Annotated in this window: 11 protein-coding genes; 5 read left to right on the forward strand and 6 right to left on the reverse strand. The window is 38.2% G+C overall.

Annotation, left to right across the window (positions count from 1 at the left end; translation table 11 throughout):
- Window positions 1-162: 162 nt before the first annotated feature.
- Complete coding sequence (locus Q0940_RS09215; protein ID WP_299267399.1) at window positions 163-726, reverse strand: hypothetical protein; 564 nt, start codon at window positions 724-726, stop codon at window positions 163-165.
- An 890-nt stretch (window positions 727-1,616) separates the two neighbouring features.
- Window positions 1,617-2,396, reverse strand: a complete 780-nt coding sequence (locus Q0940_RS09220; protein WP_299267401.1) for a Zn-ribbon-containing protein — start codon at window positions 2,394-2,396, stop codon at window positions 1,617-1,619.
- Between the two features lie 191 nt (window positions 2,397-2,587).
- Here Q0940_RS09220 and Q0940_RS09225 point away from each other — a divergent pair, with 191 nt between their 5' ends.
- Window positions 2,588-4,321: a proline--tRNA ligase gene (locus tag Q0940_RS09225; RefSeq protein ID WP_299267404.1), complete on the forward strand. Its 1,734-nt coding sequence runs from the start codon at window positions 2,588-2,590 to the stop codon at window positions 4,319-4,321.
- Between the two features lie 19 nt (window positions 4,322-4,340).
- Window positions 4,341-4,964, forward strand: a complete 624-nt coding sequence (gene hisIE / locus Q0940_RS09230) for a bifunctional phosphoribosyl-AMP cyclohydrolase/phosphoribosyl-ATP diphosphatase HisIE (protein ID WP_299267408.1) — start codon at window positions 4,341-4,343, stop codon at window positions 4,962-4,964.
- 157 nt (window positions 4,965-5,121) lie between these two features.
- Here hisIE and Q0940_RS09235 read toward each other — a convergent pair whose 3' ends face one another.
- The 4 genes from Q0940_RS09235 to Q0940_RS09250 all read right to left on the reverse strand — a co-directional run bounded on the left by Q0940_RS09235 (window position 5,122) and on the right by Q0940_RS09250 (window position 11,545).
- Window positions 5,122-6,231, reverse strand: a complete 1,110-nt coding sequence (locus tag Q0940_RS09235; RefSeq protein WP_299267411.1) for a fatty acid desaturase — start codon at window positions 6,229-6,231, stop codon at window positions 5,122-5,124.
- A gap of 167 nt (window positions 6,232-6,398) precedes the next feature.
- Window positions 6,399-7,241: a sugar-binding protein gene (locus tag Q0940_RS09240; protein ID WP_299267413.1), complete on the reverse strand. Its 843-nt coding sequence runs from the start codon at window positions 7,239-7,241 to the stop codon at window positions 6,399-6,401.
- On the reverse strand, window positions 7,234-10,149 hold the full coding sequence (locus Q0940_RS09245; RefSeq protein WP_299267416.1) for a gluconokinase, GntK/IdnK-type: 2,916 nt from the start codon (window positions 10,147-10,149) through the stop codon (window positions 7,234-7,236). The genes Q0940_RS09240 and Q0940_RS09245 overlap by 8 nt, the downstream gene beginning before the upstream one ends.
- Window positions 10,150-10,159: 10 nt before the next feature.
- The gene (locus Q0940_RS09250) at window positions 10,160-11,545 is read right to left on the reverse strand and encodes a glycoside-pentoside-hexuronide (GPH):cation symporter (RefSeq protein ID WP_299267417.1); all 1,386 of its coding nucleotides are present in this window, start codon (window positions 11,543-11,545) and stop codon (window positions 10,160-10,162) included.
- A 305-nt stretch (window positions 11,546-11,850) separates the two neighbouring features.
- On the opposite strand from Q0940_RS09250, the gene Q0940_RS09255 reads away from it, so the two are divergent.
- From Q0940_RS09255 to Q0940_RS09265, 3 genes are all read left to right on the forward strand, one after another.
- Window positions 11,851-14,853, forward strand: a complete 3,003-nt coding sequence (locus Q0940_RS09255) for a TonB-dependent receptor (protein ID WP_299267419.1) — start codon at window positions 11,851-11,853, stop codon at window positions 14,851-14,853.
- A gap of 99 nt (window positions 14,854-14,952) precedes the next feature.
- The gene (locus Q0940_RS09260) at window positions 14,953-16,491 is read left to right on the forward strand and encodes a tryptophan halogenase family protein (RefSeq protein WP_299267422.1); all 1,539 of its coding nucleotides are present in this window, start codon (window positions 14,953-14,955) and stop codon (window positions 16,489-16,491) included.
- Window positions 16,491-17,972 (forward strand): tryptophan halogenase family protein, encoded by a 1,482-nt coding sequence (locus Q0940_RS09265; protein WP_299267424.1) that lies wholly within the window; start codon window positions 16,491-16,493, stop codon window positions 17,970-17,972. Before Q0940_RS09260 ends, Q0940_RS09265 begins: the two co-directional genes overlap by 1 nt.
- Window positions 17,973-18,035: the final 63 nt, after the last annotated feature.

The raw sequence follows: 18,035 nt of genomic DNA on the forward strand, positions 1-18,035 counted from the left end.
AAAAAATAACTATTAAAGGCTTAAAAGATTAAGAGGGATCAGTGTTTTTAACTTGACGTGGGGAGTCATACCAACGCTCTGTTAATGGGCAAAATATAGTTGGCTAGAATAAGCGACGACGAAGCAAAAACCAACTGTATTTGTTCCTTGTTAAACAGCTCATTAGGTTTCACCACGCATAAATTGTGTCATAAATGCATCAACATCATTTTGAACAAGATCGTCATAAACAAAAGGCTGATTTAATACACTTTGGCTAACAATTTCACAGAACTTATTAAGTGAATTAAAGTAAAAAATATCTTCACCTGATTTAAAACTGCCATACTCGCCAACGCCTTCAGTTATTGTTTTTAAATCATTATGTGATAATAATTTATTTCGGGCTTTTTTCACTGATTTTGAAATGCTTTCCATTTCTTTAACACAAGAACAAAGCTTTGATTTTTCTTCTTCATTCCATCCACCAAACTCGATGATGTAATCTAGTGACAAGTTAATATTTCCACCTTGTACAGCTGGATCATGTAATTTGGCTAATTGGTGTAACCAACTTTCTTGAAACACTTCTTGAATTCGGTAAAAGAAATGCTCATGCCTTGGTGCTCTGATTTTATTTACATTAGGATTTTCGTCAAAAAGATATTTCCTCATTTGATATGTTTGGAATAACCAATCACAAATTTTGAAAAACTCTTTAACTACAACTTCTGTATGATGCGACATCCGTGAAACCTAACAATTTATTGGGGGGAAGTTTCTCGTTTTTCTGCCAAAGTACTTTCCCCTTTTTATTCTTGTCACATTATTAGCAAAACTCATAACTGTTTACTAGCTCTTTATTAATAAGATTATTCACAAACACAGTGAGTGAAAAAGAAGCAATCATCTGCTTTGACATCACTCCCAAGGAAACCTTAATTTATATACTAAATATAGAAAAGTTTGCTTTTGCTTTTGCTTTTGAGTCTCCATCCAAACATTCCTGAAATAAAATAAGTTTTTCAAAGTATGAGACAGGACGTCGAGTAAGGGATGGTGTTCAGGGACGAATTTACATCCCGTCTTTGCAAGCAAAGCTTAGTTTTATTGAAGATTAGAATGTTTGTTAGGAGCGGCCTTTTTCGCCTACCTTTTTTGGCTGTTGAAAAAAGGTATGGTCGCCGTCAAGGTGAAACCTTAGAGTTCATATAAATACGATGACAAAGTTAATACGGCAAATAGATAATTAAACATGTGCCTTTTTGACTGTTGAATGAAGATATTTTTCACATCATGGATGATGGGATGTCATCAAGACATGGATGTTTTATTAGATGACCAAAGGACGAATTTACATCCCGTCTTTGCAAACAAAACTTAATTTTATAGAAGATAATAATATTGGTTGGAAGCGGCGCACTATTTCATTATAAGAGCGGGTTACGTTTTTGGGCTGTTGCAAAAAGGTATAGTTCACATCATGGATGATGGGATGTCATCAATACAGGGATGTATTATTGATGACCGCCGAGGGGCGAAACCTGACAATTCATATATATTCTATTTAAAAAAAACGCCAACCTAAACAACACCTCTTTTAAAAGTGCCCTTACTTCACGCCTGAAGTGAAAAGGCTACTGCCAGTCCCAACTCACATTAGACACCAACAAACACTCGTCACATTTAAAATCAAACAAACCATGTAACGGCTCTTTCTGATCATCTTTTGTGAAAAGCCAATCACCATCACAACTTGGGCATAAACGTTGTTGCTCTGCTTCCAAGCTTTCACCACCAACACGATACAAATATTGATAAACCGGTATGTTAATTTGTTGTTGAATAGTTTTGGCTATCGCGTTGCCGTTTTGTAATAACTCACTATCGAGCTGGCTTAACTGCTCTATGGCAAAGGGTTCTATTTCTGTAATTTCATTCATTTGTAATTGGTCGCACGCCGCTTGGCTTTCTTGCCATTTAATTAATGGTTTTCTTACCTGCTCTGGCATTTTGTATAACGGTACTGGAGCAAAGTGTTCTAAGCAGCGCAGCGGTGAACAAGACTGTACATAGGTGGAATATAAAACCAGTGCTTTGGGTTGGTCACACGTATCAGAAAAATCAGACTGGCACTCTAGCCCTTTTAAGGTGAATTTTGGCGTAGACAATCCAAGTTGTTTTAATTGTTCAAAGGCTTTTAGCACAAACTCGTTATTATATTTAACCGCCAACGAGTCTTGTTCTGGGCAAACAAAGGTGATCTCAAACTTGTCGTCAATCAATGTAAGTGGAAACTCTCTTCCGATGATTTGTCCGTTGTAGCGGTATTGGTCTAATAACATGGAAATGGCTTGTTGGGCTTCATCAAGCTCTATGTCTAATTCACATTCAAAAGACAACTGGCATACGTACATCTGGAGATCCTTTTACTGGGGTTTCACTCAACAAGTTCAATTTTTTAACACAAAGCAGCAAAATAACATGAGTTATTTCATATTAATTGTTTATAACTAAAGGTTTGATTGCTAAAATCGCCGCCATTCTAGCCTAATTAAAACAATTGATTAGGCATTATTTAATATTTATGTAAACGGATCAAAAAACAATGCGTACTAGCCAGTATATAATTGCTACTTTAAAAGAAACGCCTTCTGACGCTGAAGTCATTAGCCATCAGCTTATGTTAAGAGCCGGAATGATCCGTCGTCTTGCTTCTGGTTTATACACTTGGTTGCCGACAGGGTTAAAAGTAGTACGTAAAGTTGAAGCCATTGTTCGTGAAGAAATGGACAAAGCTGGCGCGATTGAAATGTTGATGCCTGTAGTACAGCCTGCTGATTTGTGGATTGAATCTGGCCGCTGGCAAGAATACGGTCCAGAGTTATTACGTATTAAAGACCGTCAAAATCGTGATTTTGCCCTTGGTCCAACTCATGAAGAAGTTATTACTGAGTTTGTTCGTAAAGAAATAAACAGCTACAAGCAGTTACCACTTAACTTGTATCAAATTCAAACTAAATTTAGAGACGAAGTTCGTCCTCGTTTTGGTGTAATGCGTAGCCGTGAATTCACCATGAAAGACGCTTACTCTTTCCATTTAGACCAAGCGTCTTTACAAGAAACTTATGACGTTATGTATCAAGCATACTGTAATATCTTTACTCGTTTAGGTTTAGATTTTCGTCCGGTTATTGCTGACACTGGCTCTATTGGTGGTGATGCATCTCATGAATTCCATGTACTTGCTGACTCTGGTGAAGACGACATCGCATTCTCTACAGAAAGTGATTACGCTGCGAATATTGAAAAAGCGGAAGCCTTTGCTCCACAAGAAAAAGCGGATACGCCAACCCAAGAGTTAACATTAACTGACACGCCAAATGCAAAAACCATTGCTGAATTGGTTGAACAATTTAATACGCCAATAGAAAAAACAGTTAAAACATTAATCGTTAAAGCCTCGGCTGAGTGTGTTGCTGACAATGGCGCAGAATACGTTGCGCTAATAGTCCGTGGCGACCATGAGCTTAATGAAATAAAAGCTGAGAAGTTAGCTTTTGTTGCTGAGCCGCTAGAAATGGCAACTGATGAAGCGATAAAAGAAGTAATGAAAGCAAGCCCTGGTTCTTTAGGGCCAATCAACTGCCCTATTCCGGTTATTGTAGACAGAGCGGCTGCGGTTGCTTCTGACTTTAGTGCTGGGGCAAATCAAGACGGTAAACATTACTTTGGTATTAACTGGGAACGTGATTTACCACTTTCACAGGTTGCAGATATTCGTAACGTAGTTGAAGGCGATGTTAGCCCATGTGGTAAAGGCACATTAACCATTAAACGTGGTATTGAGGTTGGTCATATATTCCAACTTGGTAATAAATACTCAACGGCGATGAATGCTGGCGTATTAACGGAAAGCGGTAAACACCAAGTATTAGAAATGGGTTGTTACGGTATTGGTATTACGCGTATTGTTGCTGCTGCAATTGAGCAAAACCACGATAAGTACGGTATTAAATGGCCACTGGCATTAGCGCCATTTACGGTAGCAATTGTGCCAATGAATATGCATAAGTCTCATCGTATTCCAGATATTGCGCAAAAGATTTACGACGAATTAAAAGCCGCTGGCATTGAAGTATTATTTGATGACAGAAAAGAGCGTCCTGGTGTTATGTTTAATGACATGGAATTGATGGGTATTCCACACCAAATTGTTATTGGTGAACGTAATCTTGATACTGATCAAGTTGAGCATAAAGACCGTAACTCTGGCGAAAAAACACTTTTAGCAATTGACAAAGTAGTTTCGTTTGTTGTGAATAAAATAAAAAATATTTAATAAGAAAAGTAATTAAATTATGAAGATAAATACAGATAATGTAGCTCAACTAGCTTGGGAAAAAATGGATGGTTTATTGCCGTGTATCGTACAAGATGCAATTAGCGGTAAAGTCTTAATGCAAGGTTTTATGAATAAAGAAGCCATGAACCATACATTAAACACTAAGCAAGTTACTTTCTTTAGCCGTAGCAAACAAAGACTGTGGACTAAAGGCGAAGTGTCTAAAAATACGTTAGATTTAGTTGAATTGTCAGCAGATTGTGACGATGACTCAATAATTGCTCTGGCAAACCCAAATGGCCCTACGTGCCATACGGGAACAGAGACTTGTTGGCATGACAACACAGCACAACCTGAAATTAGTTTTATTACTGATTTAGAGCGTTTAATTGCATCACGTAAAGGCGCGGATCCAAAGTCATCTTATACCGCTTCTTTATACGCCAGCGGTATTAAGCGCATGGCGCAAAAAGTAGGTGAAGAAGGTGTTGAAACCGCACTTGCTGCCACAGTACAAGATTTGGAAGAGCTTAAAAACGAAAGCGCTGACTTGATTTATCATTTGTTAGTCTTGTTACAAGCCTCTGACTTAAGTTTGTCTGATGTGATTGGTGTGTTAAAAGAACGCCATAAAAAATAAGCTGATGCTGGAAAGTTTTAAGGCTTTAAGGCTTTAAGGCTGTAAAAGAGTTAGACAAAAACAAATAAAAAGCCAGTTTTCAGTTAATGGAAACTGGTTTTTTTTGATCTTGCTTCATGCTTTTATTTTATGGCCTTGTGCTTTTATGCTGAGACCGCTACTTGGCTTGAGAGCCGACTCCAGAACTACGTAACATGTGTTTTTCACCTACCGCTATTTGACTCATCTTCAATAACCTTAGCCAAACACTTTGCTGAATATAATGAACATCGTATTGCTGACACAGTGCTTTAACCTGTGGCTGAATAATCCTATATTGGCGCATAGGTAATTGCGGAAACAAATGATGCTCTATTTGGTAATTAAGATACATGTGGGATAAATCTATCCACTCGCTGCCAGTGCTGTAATTTGCAGAGCCGTAAATCTGTCGTAAAAAGTATTGCTCGCCGCCGCGTTCTGTTTTTGGAATATCTTGATAACGGTATAAATCGTCACCCGAATGATTAGGCACAATAATAATAAACGTGTGTAAGTTATGCAGTAACTCAGCACCTAATCGGCAATAAAACATAGCCCAACCCAGTGAAAAAAAGTACTCAAACAATAAAGGTAAAATAATAAAGTGAACGGTTAAGTAAGGCAGAAAAAGTTGGAACCACATTACCCTTTGTGACTTCTGCCTGATATCAATAAAGTTAAAAAACGTGATCTCATTCATCCCTCGGCCAAAGGATAAGGTTCTTGCTGAGTAATAGGATATTTTCCAAGTGAATGCGAATAACAGTAATATCACGAGCTTTAAAAAAGCAGGAAGCTTCATGTTTGCTAACCAATCCAAATTCTCTTCCACCAAGTCCGGATCTTTAACTTCTCCGGTAAAAGAATGATGCAAATAGTTATGCTCATAATTCCACGCTTCTGGTTTTATCCAATCAAACCAATCGAGGAGTCTGCGCCAACCAATCGCGTAATGTTTGGAATGAAAGCGTTTGGGAACGCCTTTTATTTTGTTGTAACCGCCATGACCAATATGATGCATTAACAACCAGTTGATCATTAACGACCAAGCAATTAATAAACTTGAAGCTATAAACCAATGATAATAACAAGCAGCTAATCCGGCGATAAAAGCCAGTTTGCCTTGCCAACCTATAAAGCGCATATGCCAATAATCACGTTTACTACTGTTGTCCTGCGCGGCTTTTCCGATTGCTTTTAATTCATTAACAAACTGAGTTAGGTTTGTTTTTGATAACTGCTCCACTTGACAATCCTTATCTCATTAAAAGTGAATAAAAAGTAAACTACTGTTATATCCTTATGGTTTCATTAAGTAAATATTAAATGCGGCCTTTATGAAATGTACTTTGGGCTGTGGTATATAATTACACACAGCCTCAAAGTAGTTACATTACTGCTAAACTGTCACTGCTAGTTATTATTTTTTACTGACGGCTTTAACGTCAAAGTAGAAAACACACTAGCGTCGATGTAACCTAAGTTTTTATCGCCATTTACCGCTTCAATTTTGGTAGAGCCCATAAAGTGTTCTCTTTGTTTACTACCGTCATTGTCACAATACGCCAGCATAAAACCCATTTGCTTATTGGTTTTAAGTTCAACCGGTTTTGCATCTGTTGTACCGACTTTAAAACTGTCGTCATATATTTTGATCGCCACTTCCCAAATCAGCTTTTTATGAACAGTACTGTCACGTTGCCAGCGACTTTCTATATGATCGTTAAGCAGAATGAAAGGAGCTTGGTTATCAGCTGTTTGCTCACCAATATCCACAGCTTGGTTATCTAATGCCACATGATAGGCAAAAGCATTGAAGTTAAACTGATGATTTCCACCAGATTTATCTTCATCAATAAAGATCTCTAAACAGTCGTCGTCCCAATATAAATTAAGCGGATTTGGGTATTGGTCAAACAGTACATCATCAACAATTTCAGCTAATAAATATAACTGACCTTTATCCCATGCAAGTTTAAAGCGACCTGAAAAGTCCTCAGCCGTTGGTACGTTGCCAATCATGTCATGCGGCATGTCATACCAAGTTGCTTGCTGCCAAACACTCTCGTCAGCTTTACCGTCAATGTTTACAACATTGTTAGTATGCACAGCTATAAAGCTTTCTTTTTGACTTTGCTTTTCACTTTGTTTTCCATTTGCTGCGGTACTTGTTTCAGCCACAGCATTGCTTATAAACGCACTGGCTAACATACATGCCAAAGCATGTTTTTTTAGTGTTTTGCTGTATTTAGTCATTGGATAATTCCTGATTAATTTCTTTAACAATCTCGTCTAATGGCTTATCCGCATTAATGCTTATAACACCTTCACTAGCACTCGGTATTTCAAGTGCATCAAACTGTGTGCTTAATAATGCAGGGTCAAAGAAATGATTTTCTCTTTGAGCAAGACGAGTCGCTATAATTTCTTGCGCTACATTTAAGTGAACTATATTTAGCTCAAAACCTAACTGAGCAAACATCTTTCTATGCTCTGCTTTTAAGCCTGAATAAGCTAATACACAAGATTGACGATTATCCAACAGCATACCTAAGAACTGTTGAATACGTTGCAGCCAAGGCAATCTGTCGTCGTCCGTTAATGGTGAGCCACTTGCCATTTTTTGTTTTGCACTTTCATCGTGAAAACTATCGGCATCTACAAATACTTGGTTGTTTAATGCAGCGACTTGCTCACCTACTGCACTTTTACCACAACCGCTAACACCCATAACTATGGTTAATTGCGGCGAAGATAACTCTTCTAGAGGCAATACAACTTCAACTTTGTACGTTTGCCCGGCTTTGACATCACAAATTTTATGCTGTGCTGACACTTCACCGTTAATAGTAACGACTGTGTCTTTGGTTTTATCTGATTTGATAACATTTAGTTCAATGCTTGCGCCTCTAAACTCACGTTGTACCGCTAAACTTGGCCAATGTGATGGCAATTGAGGCTGAATAAGTAAGTCATTGCCACAACCTTTAAGACCACACAAACCTTCAACCACACTACGTAAATACCAAGCAACGGTGCCGGTATTAAATAAATGACTTGAACGCCCTGCATGATGAGGATGTTGGTAATAAGCACCGCGATAATAATTAGGCACAAATACGGGTAATTGACCTTGCGCTTTTGCATTGGTTTGACTTGGTAACATGCGCTTTAATACGTCAAATGCTAAATCATTTTGACCTTTGGTATACAAAGCAAAACCATAAAACATAGCGGCATGGTTATACACAGAACCGTTTTCTGACACGCCTGCTGACTTTTGCGTAACACGACCAATATCTTCACGCATTTGGGTAAAACTCGGCGCTAACATAGTCACGCCATAAGGTGTGGCTAATTGAGAGAATATTTGGTTATTCATTAACTTATATTGACTGTCTGATGCAGCGTTACTTAACATGGCCCAACTTTGTGGGTTTAAGAATATTCGCCCTTCAACATCTGTTTTTGTACCAAAAACATTACCATCGTCGGTTATGCCACGGGCAAACCAATCACCATTCCAGCAATGTTTATTTACTTGTTGATTTAATGTGTTGGCGGCAGTTACAAAGTCCGTTAATTGTTGTTGGCTTTGTGTTTGTGCATCGTCTGATAAATAGGTTTTACAAACCGTTACCCAACAACTGATGGCATAAGAACTAGCCAGCGATAACCAAGCAGAGACACCTTTGCCTTTGTAACCAACCATATTCATTGGGTCACACCAATCGCCCTGTTCTATGTAACTCAAACCTCGCTCGTCAGTGGCACTTAATAACCACTGCATAGCTTTGTCTAAATGAACTTTAACACTTGCGGTTTCAGGTTCAGCGTTAGGCGTCACTTCAAAAGCAACCTGCTCGCTTAAAATACTGCTATCGCCAGTTTCATCTAAGTAAGCTTGTAAACATATCGACAGCCAAACACAGTGGTCTGTATGAGGAACTTGGTTGATATATTTAAGCTCAGCTTCATCTGTTAATAAAATACCGTCCGGCATCGCACCTGAGTTTTTTTGTTGAGACAAGGCAAGTAACAATCTTTCTCTGGTGACCGCTGGCGCAATGTAAATCATACCCATTGCATCTTGTAAGAAGTTGCGAGTTTGTGGGTCGGTACTTAGTCTGTTTACGTCACCATGGTAAAATACCTGACGTGGTAACCAATGATTTACGTAATGATCAAAGTCGGCATCTGGAGACGTTATCGATAACGTACCTTTGCCTTTATTTATGTAATCTGAATAGTCTTGTTGTATGTCTTTAAGCTGCTCAGGCTTGGCTAACAGTTTTGCTTTTAAGGTTTTGATCTCTTCTACATTTTTTGCAGGGCCAAAGATAATGTTAAGCTCTTGCTTCTCGTTTGGTAACAAGTGTTTGTTAAACTGTTGTACTCCAGCAGGAGTTTCATAACAGGCCGGTTTGTTTTCCAAACGAGCTTCTTGCAGCATGGATGGATTATGCATCCCCCCTTCTCCACGGAAGGTTAATAAATTACAACACCAAGAATCTGGTACTTGATCTGCCACCATATAAGTTAAGTCTTTTAACTCTTGATTCTTAAAGTAATCCTCTACTTTTTGATATGGCGTAACTGACGTTGCAACTATTCCTGAGAGCTCCGTATTAAAGTCGGCAGATTGGCTCATCCATGACATATAACCAATAGAAAAACACGGATAGATAGAAATCGATACCGCTGTAGCGTTGCTATTCACAACCTCAACTGACCATAACTCGACAACTAAATCCTTAGTTAAAGATAATGTAATTGTGAACTCAATGCCCCATTTGTTAATGATCCATTTAACATCGCTTGTTCCGGCAGAAAAGCAGAAAGAGTCGACTTCTACGCGCATAGGTTCATATGGTGCAGAAAATATTTCGCCAGTTTCTTCATTTTTTATATAGAAGAAACGGCCTGGATGATCGGCATAATAAGGTTGCTCTGGTTGAATAAACGTCTTTGCTTCTAGATTAGGCGCATAAGAATACTTTGATGGCTCTGGCTGCATAAACTGTGAGGTCATGTAACCTCGGCAGTTTATTTGAGCCACCATTTTAGAATTCCACAAAAAAGTGGTCGCACTAGGCATAGTTAAAGGGCTGAACAATTCTGTTCTTGCTAAGTCATTTTTGACTGTATTAGTAAATGTATTCATTGACATGATCTTATTCTGTTGTCCCAGCTTGATAATTACTTTTTAGTTTTAAGTCGTTTTGTACTTGCTCTAATGTTTTTTGTCCTAGTGGATAAAACCAAATGCACACAACGGCTAATACCGCAAAAACGGCAGGTATGAGTGACATTAATAAAACAATGCCCATTTCTGATGCTGAGTTTTGTGCTTGGTTAGCGACATATCCCAACGAACCTAATAACCAGCCCATCATGCCGCCTGCAATTGCGCCACCTAGCTTTTGTGCAAAAGCCGCTGCTGAGAAAACCATAGCGGTTGCGCGTCTGCCATTTTTCCATTCAGAATAATCCGCGGTATCGGCATACATAGAAAATACTAATGGTGATTTAGGCCCTAAACATAAGCCTATTAATATTTGAACCGCGAATATCAAAGGAATATTATCTTTAGGCAGAAAGAAAAATATCACGGATAGGATGGCAACGAGCCCCATTAAGATAAGTAACAATTTCTTTTTATCTAAAAACTTCACCAATATAGGTGTTAATGCCGCACCAGCCATTAAACTAAGCATGTAGGCCATAGAGAAAGAGCCAATTAGGTCTTCACGGCCAACAAAATACTTAAAGTAAAATGTACCTGAGCTACCGCGTAAGGTAATCGTTAACATGATGATCAAAGCAAGACTGAATAAGATAATCCAAGGTTTGTTTTTAGTTAAATCTTTAAGGTCTTGTAGTATTGGTGTTTTTTGCTCTGCTGGAGGTGATATTCTTTCTTTAGTGGTAGCAAAGGTAATAAAAAATAGAATCGCTGCAACAGCACCATAAAGCGCCATTGTTAACTGCCAACCTAAAATCTCATTACCATTACCTAAGTATTCAACTAAGTCTGGCGTTAAGTACGCAACGATAGTTCCGCCAGAGAATGCACCTATAAAGCGGAAACTGGTTAATGTTGTACGTTGATTTGAATCTGAGGTGATCACGCCCATAAGCGCACCGTATGGCACGTTGATGAAAGTGTAAGCTAACATCATAAAGATATAAGTAGCATACGCCCAAATCAGCTTACCTGAGTCTCCAACATCTGGCACAGTGAAGGTTAATATTCCAGCCGCCACGATAGGAATTATGCCCCAAAGTAGATAAGGTCTGAATTTACCGTACTTGGATGACGTTCTATCTGCCATTGCCCCCATAAGCGGATCTGAGAAAGCGTCAATTAAACGCGTCACCAACATCATGGTACCTACAGCGGTTGCAGATAGACCAAACACATCGGTATAAAAGATAAACAAAAACACATCAAATACACGCCAATAAAAATTAGACGCCACGTCCCCACATGCGTATCCGACTTTCTCTTTTAACGATAATTTATTTGATTGCTCAATAGATGAACGACTGACTTCCATATAACTTAACCTTGCTATTTATTATTTGTGACTATTCAAACATCTTATGTAAGCGCTTACAATGAAATTTTGATCATAGTGATTATTTATTACAATCTAGCCCACAGCCACCATGGCATAAGGAGTTATAGAGCTTTAACTCTATAATACCATTACAAATTTACCCTTGACGATGTACGTATTTTGGATTATTTTATGGATGTAAGCGCTTTCAGTTTTTGCAACAGGAAACGATGTAAGCGCTTTCAGTGCGGATAAACTAATAATATAAAATCACAACATCAACAGGAAAGTGCGAGAATAATATGAAAAATAATCGCTTTACAAAAACACAAATAGCAACCAGCTTATCAATCGCTTTAGGTGCATTTTCTGCACCTATGGTTTATGCAGCCGATGAAGCAGCAGACAATGTAGAAGTAATCGAAGTACGTGGTATTCGCGGCAGTTTAGTAAAATCAACTGCAATGAAGAGAAACGCGACAGGCGTTGTAGATTCGATTTCATCAGAAGATATAGGTAAATTTCCTGATACAAACCTTGCTGAATCACTTCAGCGTATTACAGGTGTATCAATTGACCGTGAAAATGGCGAAGGTTCAAAAGTAACTGTTCGTGGTTTTGGTCCAGATTTTAATATGGTAACACTTAATGGCAGAACTATGCCGGCGTCAAGCTTACCAGGAGGCGGTGGTACTGCTAACTCTCGTGCGTTTGACTTTTCTAACTTAGCATCAGATGCAGTTAGTGCGGTAGCCGTTTATAAAACGGGTCAGGCTAGTATTGCAACTGGTGGTATTGGTGCGACGATTGATATTGTTACAGGCAAACCATTAGACAACCCAGGTATGCATGCAAGCATAGGCGGTAAAGCATTAATGGACACAACCAATCGTGTTGGTAGTGACATTACTCCTGAACTTTCTGGTTTATTTAGCTGGACTGATGAAGAAGAAACTCTTGGTGCTTCAATTACTTTTAATACACAAAAACGTGATAGTTCAGCATCCGGCGCTTTTGTTAACCAGTGGAAAACGAATCCTTATGATGGCGTAATCCCTAAAGAAAGCACTGATATTTCTTTAACTAATGAACCTGACATTGGTCAATTGTACTCTATCCCTTCTGATTTAAGATATAAAATATCTGATAGAGAACGTGAGCGCGTTAATACTCAAGTAACATTACAATATCGTCCAATAGATAGATTAACTGCGACATTAGACTATACATATTCAAAGCAAGACTTATTTGAAGCTCGCGCTGAACAATCTGTTTGGATCGATGACTCTTACACAACCGAATTAACTTTTGATGATGAAATCGTGACAACTCCTGTTGATTTCACTCAAGACCGTCTTGAGTTAGCTCCTCGTGATTTAGGGTTGGCATTACAAGAACTTAATCAAGTTAATGAAAATAACTCAGTTGGACTTAATTTAGTTTATGAAGTAAGCGATGAATTAGTACTTGTTTTTGATGCTCACTCATCAACTGCTGAAAGTTCACCTGATGCGCCTTATGGTAGCTGGATGAATGTTGGTTTAGGTGCAAATGTTGTTGCTGGTCAAAACGTGGACTACTCAAAAGAGTTTCCAATAATGACTATCGACTTTGATGATTGTGATGCAGCTCGCGGATTAAATTGTAACACCGAGTTAGATATTTCAGATGTTGGTACTTCTATCTTAGATATGAATAGAGCAACTCAAAAATCGACTATTGATGAAGTTAGATTATCAGGTAGTTATGAAATGGACTTTGATGGTATTGAATTACTTGAAAGTGGTAAAATTGATTTCGGTATCGGTTCTCGTACCATGGAAAGCCACTCACAACAAAGTTTAACTCGTCATACTATGGGTAACTGGGGTATCGAAAATCCAGGTGAATTACCTGAAGGTTATCTTGATAAAGTTAATTTCCTTGCTGAATTTGACGATTACGATACAACTGGTGCATTTAGCCAAGGCTTTACAGGTGATGCTGCGCAAATTGCTACATGGGCCGCTGAAGAATACGGTTTTGATTTAGTAGCTAACAATGCAAATGCAACAGATCGAACAATTACAGAAGAGATAACGACTGCATTTGCTCAATTCTCAACATACGGTTATATAAGTGAATTACCATTCAACCTTTCTGTTGGGTTACGTTATGAAAACACTGATATCACATCTTCAGCACAAGTAACTTTACCAAATGCTGTTGCATGGGAATCAGATAACGACTTCAATGTTCGTTTTGGTGAAGGTGCAGAGTCTTATTCTGAATCAGCAAGTTACGATCACTTATTACCAAGCTTGAACTTCGATATTAGTTTAAGACAAGATGTTAAAGCTCGTTTTTCTTATAGCACAACTATCGCTCGTCCTACGTACGATCAATTAAGCACTGCAGCTAGTGATGTTTCTGGTCCAACTGGCCCTACAATTCTAACTGGAACTACAAATGGTTCAGCTTCAAACGGTAATGTAGCCTTAATACCATTAGAGTCAGATAATATTGACTTGTCTGTTGAATGGTACTTTGATGATGCAAGTTATGTGTCTGTTGGTTATTACCAAAAAAATATTGCAAACTTCACAGGTCGTGAGCCAGTTACTGAAAATGTATATGGGTTACGTGATGCGACAGCAGGTCCTCGTGCATTAGCAGCTCAACAAGCACTAATAGACTTAGATATTGCTGTTACTGATGCTAACTTATTTGGCATGATTGCAGCCACAGAAAATGGCATAACATTTAACTTAGCTGACGTTGAACAGTACGGTATCGACTATGATATTTTACCAAACAGCGATGATCCATTAATGGACTTTAATGTAACTAAGTTTGTTAATAATGAAGAAGCTAGTATTGATGGTTTTGAACTTGCTATACAACACTTCTTTGGTGACAGTGGCTTTGGTTTCCAAGCTAACTACACAACAGTTAACGGTGATATTGGGTTTGATAACAATGGTGATCCATCAATCACTCAATTTGCATTGGTTGGTTTAAGTGATACTGCTAACTTAGTAGCTATATATGAAAAAGATGGCTTCCAAGCTCGTATTGCTTATAACTGGCGTGACAAGTTCTTGAACAGTCAAGCGCGATTTGTAAATGAACCTGGTTATACTGAAGCGTATGCTCAGATTGACTTCAATGCTTCATACCAAGTCAACGAAGAATTATCTGTTTTCTTCGAAGGTATTAACTTAACTGGTGAAGATACACGTACTCATGGCCGTACAGCTGCTCAATTATGGAGTTTAGAAGAACAAAAAGCACGCTTTGCTCTAGGTGCTCGTTATAACTTCTAAGTAAAATAGTTATTAATCAATAATCAAAATGCCGTATAGTTAATACGGCATTTTTTTTGACCGAGACTAATTATAATTGCTATAAAAAATAGGCAAAAAATGGATACAAAAATTAATCATATTGTTGTCGTTGGTGGCGGATCTGCTGGTTGGTTAACTGCAGGGTTACTAGCGGCTGAACATGGGCAACAGCTTAAAATATCTTTAATTGAATCACCTCATATTAATACCTTAGGCGTTGGTGAAGGTACTTGGCCTTCAATGCGTAATACATTACAACGAATTGGTATTGAGGAAATAGATTTTCTACGAACTTGTGATGCATCATTTAAACAGGGATCTAAATTCATTAATTGGTGTAATGATCAAGGTAATGACTTTTATTATCACCCTTTTATGTCACCTACTGGCTATGAACATATTAATTTACATAGCGTATGGCAATCTCAAGCTCCACATCAAACATTCGCATCAGCTATTAACAACCAAAGTGACGTTTGCCAAGCCGGTCTTGCGCCGAAACAATTAGCAACACCATCATATGCATCAGTGACTAATTACGGCTATCACTTAGATGCCACTAAATTTGCACAATTATTAACAACACATTGCACTACAAAGCTAGGCGTTAATCATATTCAAGATCATATTATTAGTATTAATAATGATAGCGACGATTACATACAATCTATTGAGACCGAAAGTGGACAAACTATTAAAGGTGATCTATTTATTGATTGCTCTGGATTAACTGGGTTATTAATTGGTCAACACTATGGCATCAAAAACCTTAGTCAAAAGCACATTCTATTTAATGACTCAGCATTAGCAGTGCAAGTACAATATGAAAATGATGACTCACCTATTGAGTCAGCCACGTTATCAACCGCAGTCGATAATGGCTGGATATGGGATATAGGATTGCCTAGTCGTCGTGGAACAGGACACGTTTATTCGAGTCAGTATCAGACTGATGAACAGGCAAAAGAAACGTTAACCAAATACCTTAGTGAAACGATAGGAACTGAAAAAACGCAAGCTCTCAGTTTTAGAAAAATATCTTTTGAACCAGCTTATAGAAAGAAATTCTGGCATAAAAATGTAGTGGCGGTTGGTATGTCTGCCGGTTTCATCGAGCCCCTTGAAGCTTCTGCATTAGCACTCGTCGAGCTGTCTATATCAATGATCAGTGAACAGATGCCTAAAAACAGAGAACAAATGGCTATTATTGAAAAGCGATTTAACCAGCGCTTTGAATATCGCTGGCAACGTATAATTGAGTTTTTAAAACTGCATTACGTCATCAGTAAGCGTGAAGGTAAATATTGGGATGCTCATAAAGCTTCAGATTCTATACCTTCAAGATTGCAGGAGTTATTAACGCTTTGGAAATATCAGACACCGAGTCGTTATGACCTACCTGAGCAAGAAGAGATTTTTCCATCCGTCAGCTATCAATATGTACTTTACGGCATGGGTTTTAAAACAAGTCCTGTTCAATTGAGCCAAGAAAAACAAAAAATAGGTGCTCAATTAATTCTACAAAACACTCAAAAAACCAAACAATGTTTAGATGGATTACCCTCTAATCGTACTTTAATTCGCTCTCTTATTACGCAGTCACCTAAGGAGTTATAATGAATAATAAAATAAACCATGTGGTTATCGCTGGCGGTGGTACTGCTGGCTGGATGGCGGCAGCTGCTATAACAAAATTAATTGGTCACGCTACCAAAGTCACACTTGTTGAATCTGATGATATTGGAACCGTTGGGGTTGGCGAAGCCACTATTCCACCAATTAAAACCTTTCATAAGTTGTTAGGTATTAACGAACAAGAAATGATGCGTTACACAAACGCGACCTTCAAATTAGGTATAAGCTTTGAAAATTGGGGACAAAAAGGTGATGAATACATTCACTCTTTTGGTATGACAGGTAAAGAATGTTGGGCTGGTGAGTTTCATCATTTTTGGTTACATGGCTTACGTCATGGCCACACTAGCCCATTTGGTGATTATTGTTTAGAACTACAAGCTGCCAAAGCTAATAAATTTGGACTATCAGCCCAAAACCCAGTTAATTACGCCTATCATCTTGATGCAACTTTATACGCTAAATACTTACGGAATTTTAGTGAGAAGTTAGGCCTAAATCGACAAGAAGGGAAAATTTCTGAAGTTAGAAAGTGTAAATCCACAGGTAATATATCCGAGCTTGTGCTAGATAGTGGGCAAGTTATCAGTGGTGACTTATTTATTGATTGCACAGGCTTCAAAGGTCTACTGATTGAACAAGCACTGCATACCGGCTACGAAGACTGGTCTCATATCCTACCTTGCGATAGTGCGATTGCGGTACAAACAAAAACGGTTGAGTCACCTCGTCCTTATACTCGATCAATTGCACATGATAGTGGCTGGCAATGGCGTATCCCATTACAAAATCGTGTTGGTAATGGTTTAGTTTATTGCAGTAAATATATTAGTGATGAGCAGGCAAAAGAAACATTACTCAATAATATTGAAGGTGAAATGTTAACAGAGCCTCGTGTCATTAAGTTTAAAACTGGACGAAGACGTAAGGGGTGGAATAAAAACTGTATTGCCTTAGGATTAGCTAGTGGGTTTATTGAGCCACTAGAATCAACCAGTATTCATTTGATTATGTCGGGTGTTATCCGTTTGTTAAGATTATTTCCTTTTGACGGTATTACCGACAATATAGTTAATGAATACAATAATAAGCTCGACAGTGAACTTAATTCTATTCGTGACTTTATTGTATTGCATTATAAAGTGACTGAACGTGATGACAGCAACTTTTGGGATCATTGTCGTACTATGGATATTCCTGATTCGTTATCGCATAAAATTGACCTATTTAAGAATAGCGGACGCGTATTTTTAGATGATGGCGATATTTTCCGTGTCGATTCTTGGACTCAAGTTATGCTTGGTCAGAGAATTATGCCAGAACAATACCATCATATTGCGAGTATTATGACTGAGCAAGAATTAACGCAATTTATGAATGGCTTAAAACAGGATGTTAAACAACGCGTCCAGATGCTACCCAACCATAAAGACTTTATTGATAAGTATTGTAAAGCAGGATAAGCAATATCTAACTTCAAAATATCTCCATAAAAGAAGCCGCTAATTTGAGCGGCTTTTTTATTT

This window comes from uncultured Psychrosphaera sp. (genome assembly GCF_947500655.1).
Lineage (GTDB): Bacteria > Pseudomonadota > Gammaproteobacteria > Enterobacterales > Alteromonadaceae > Psychrosphaera.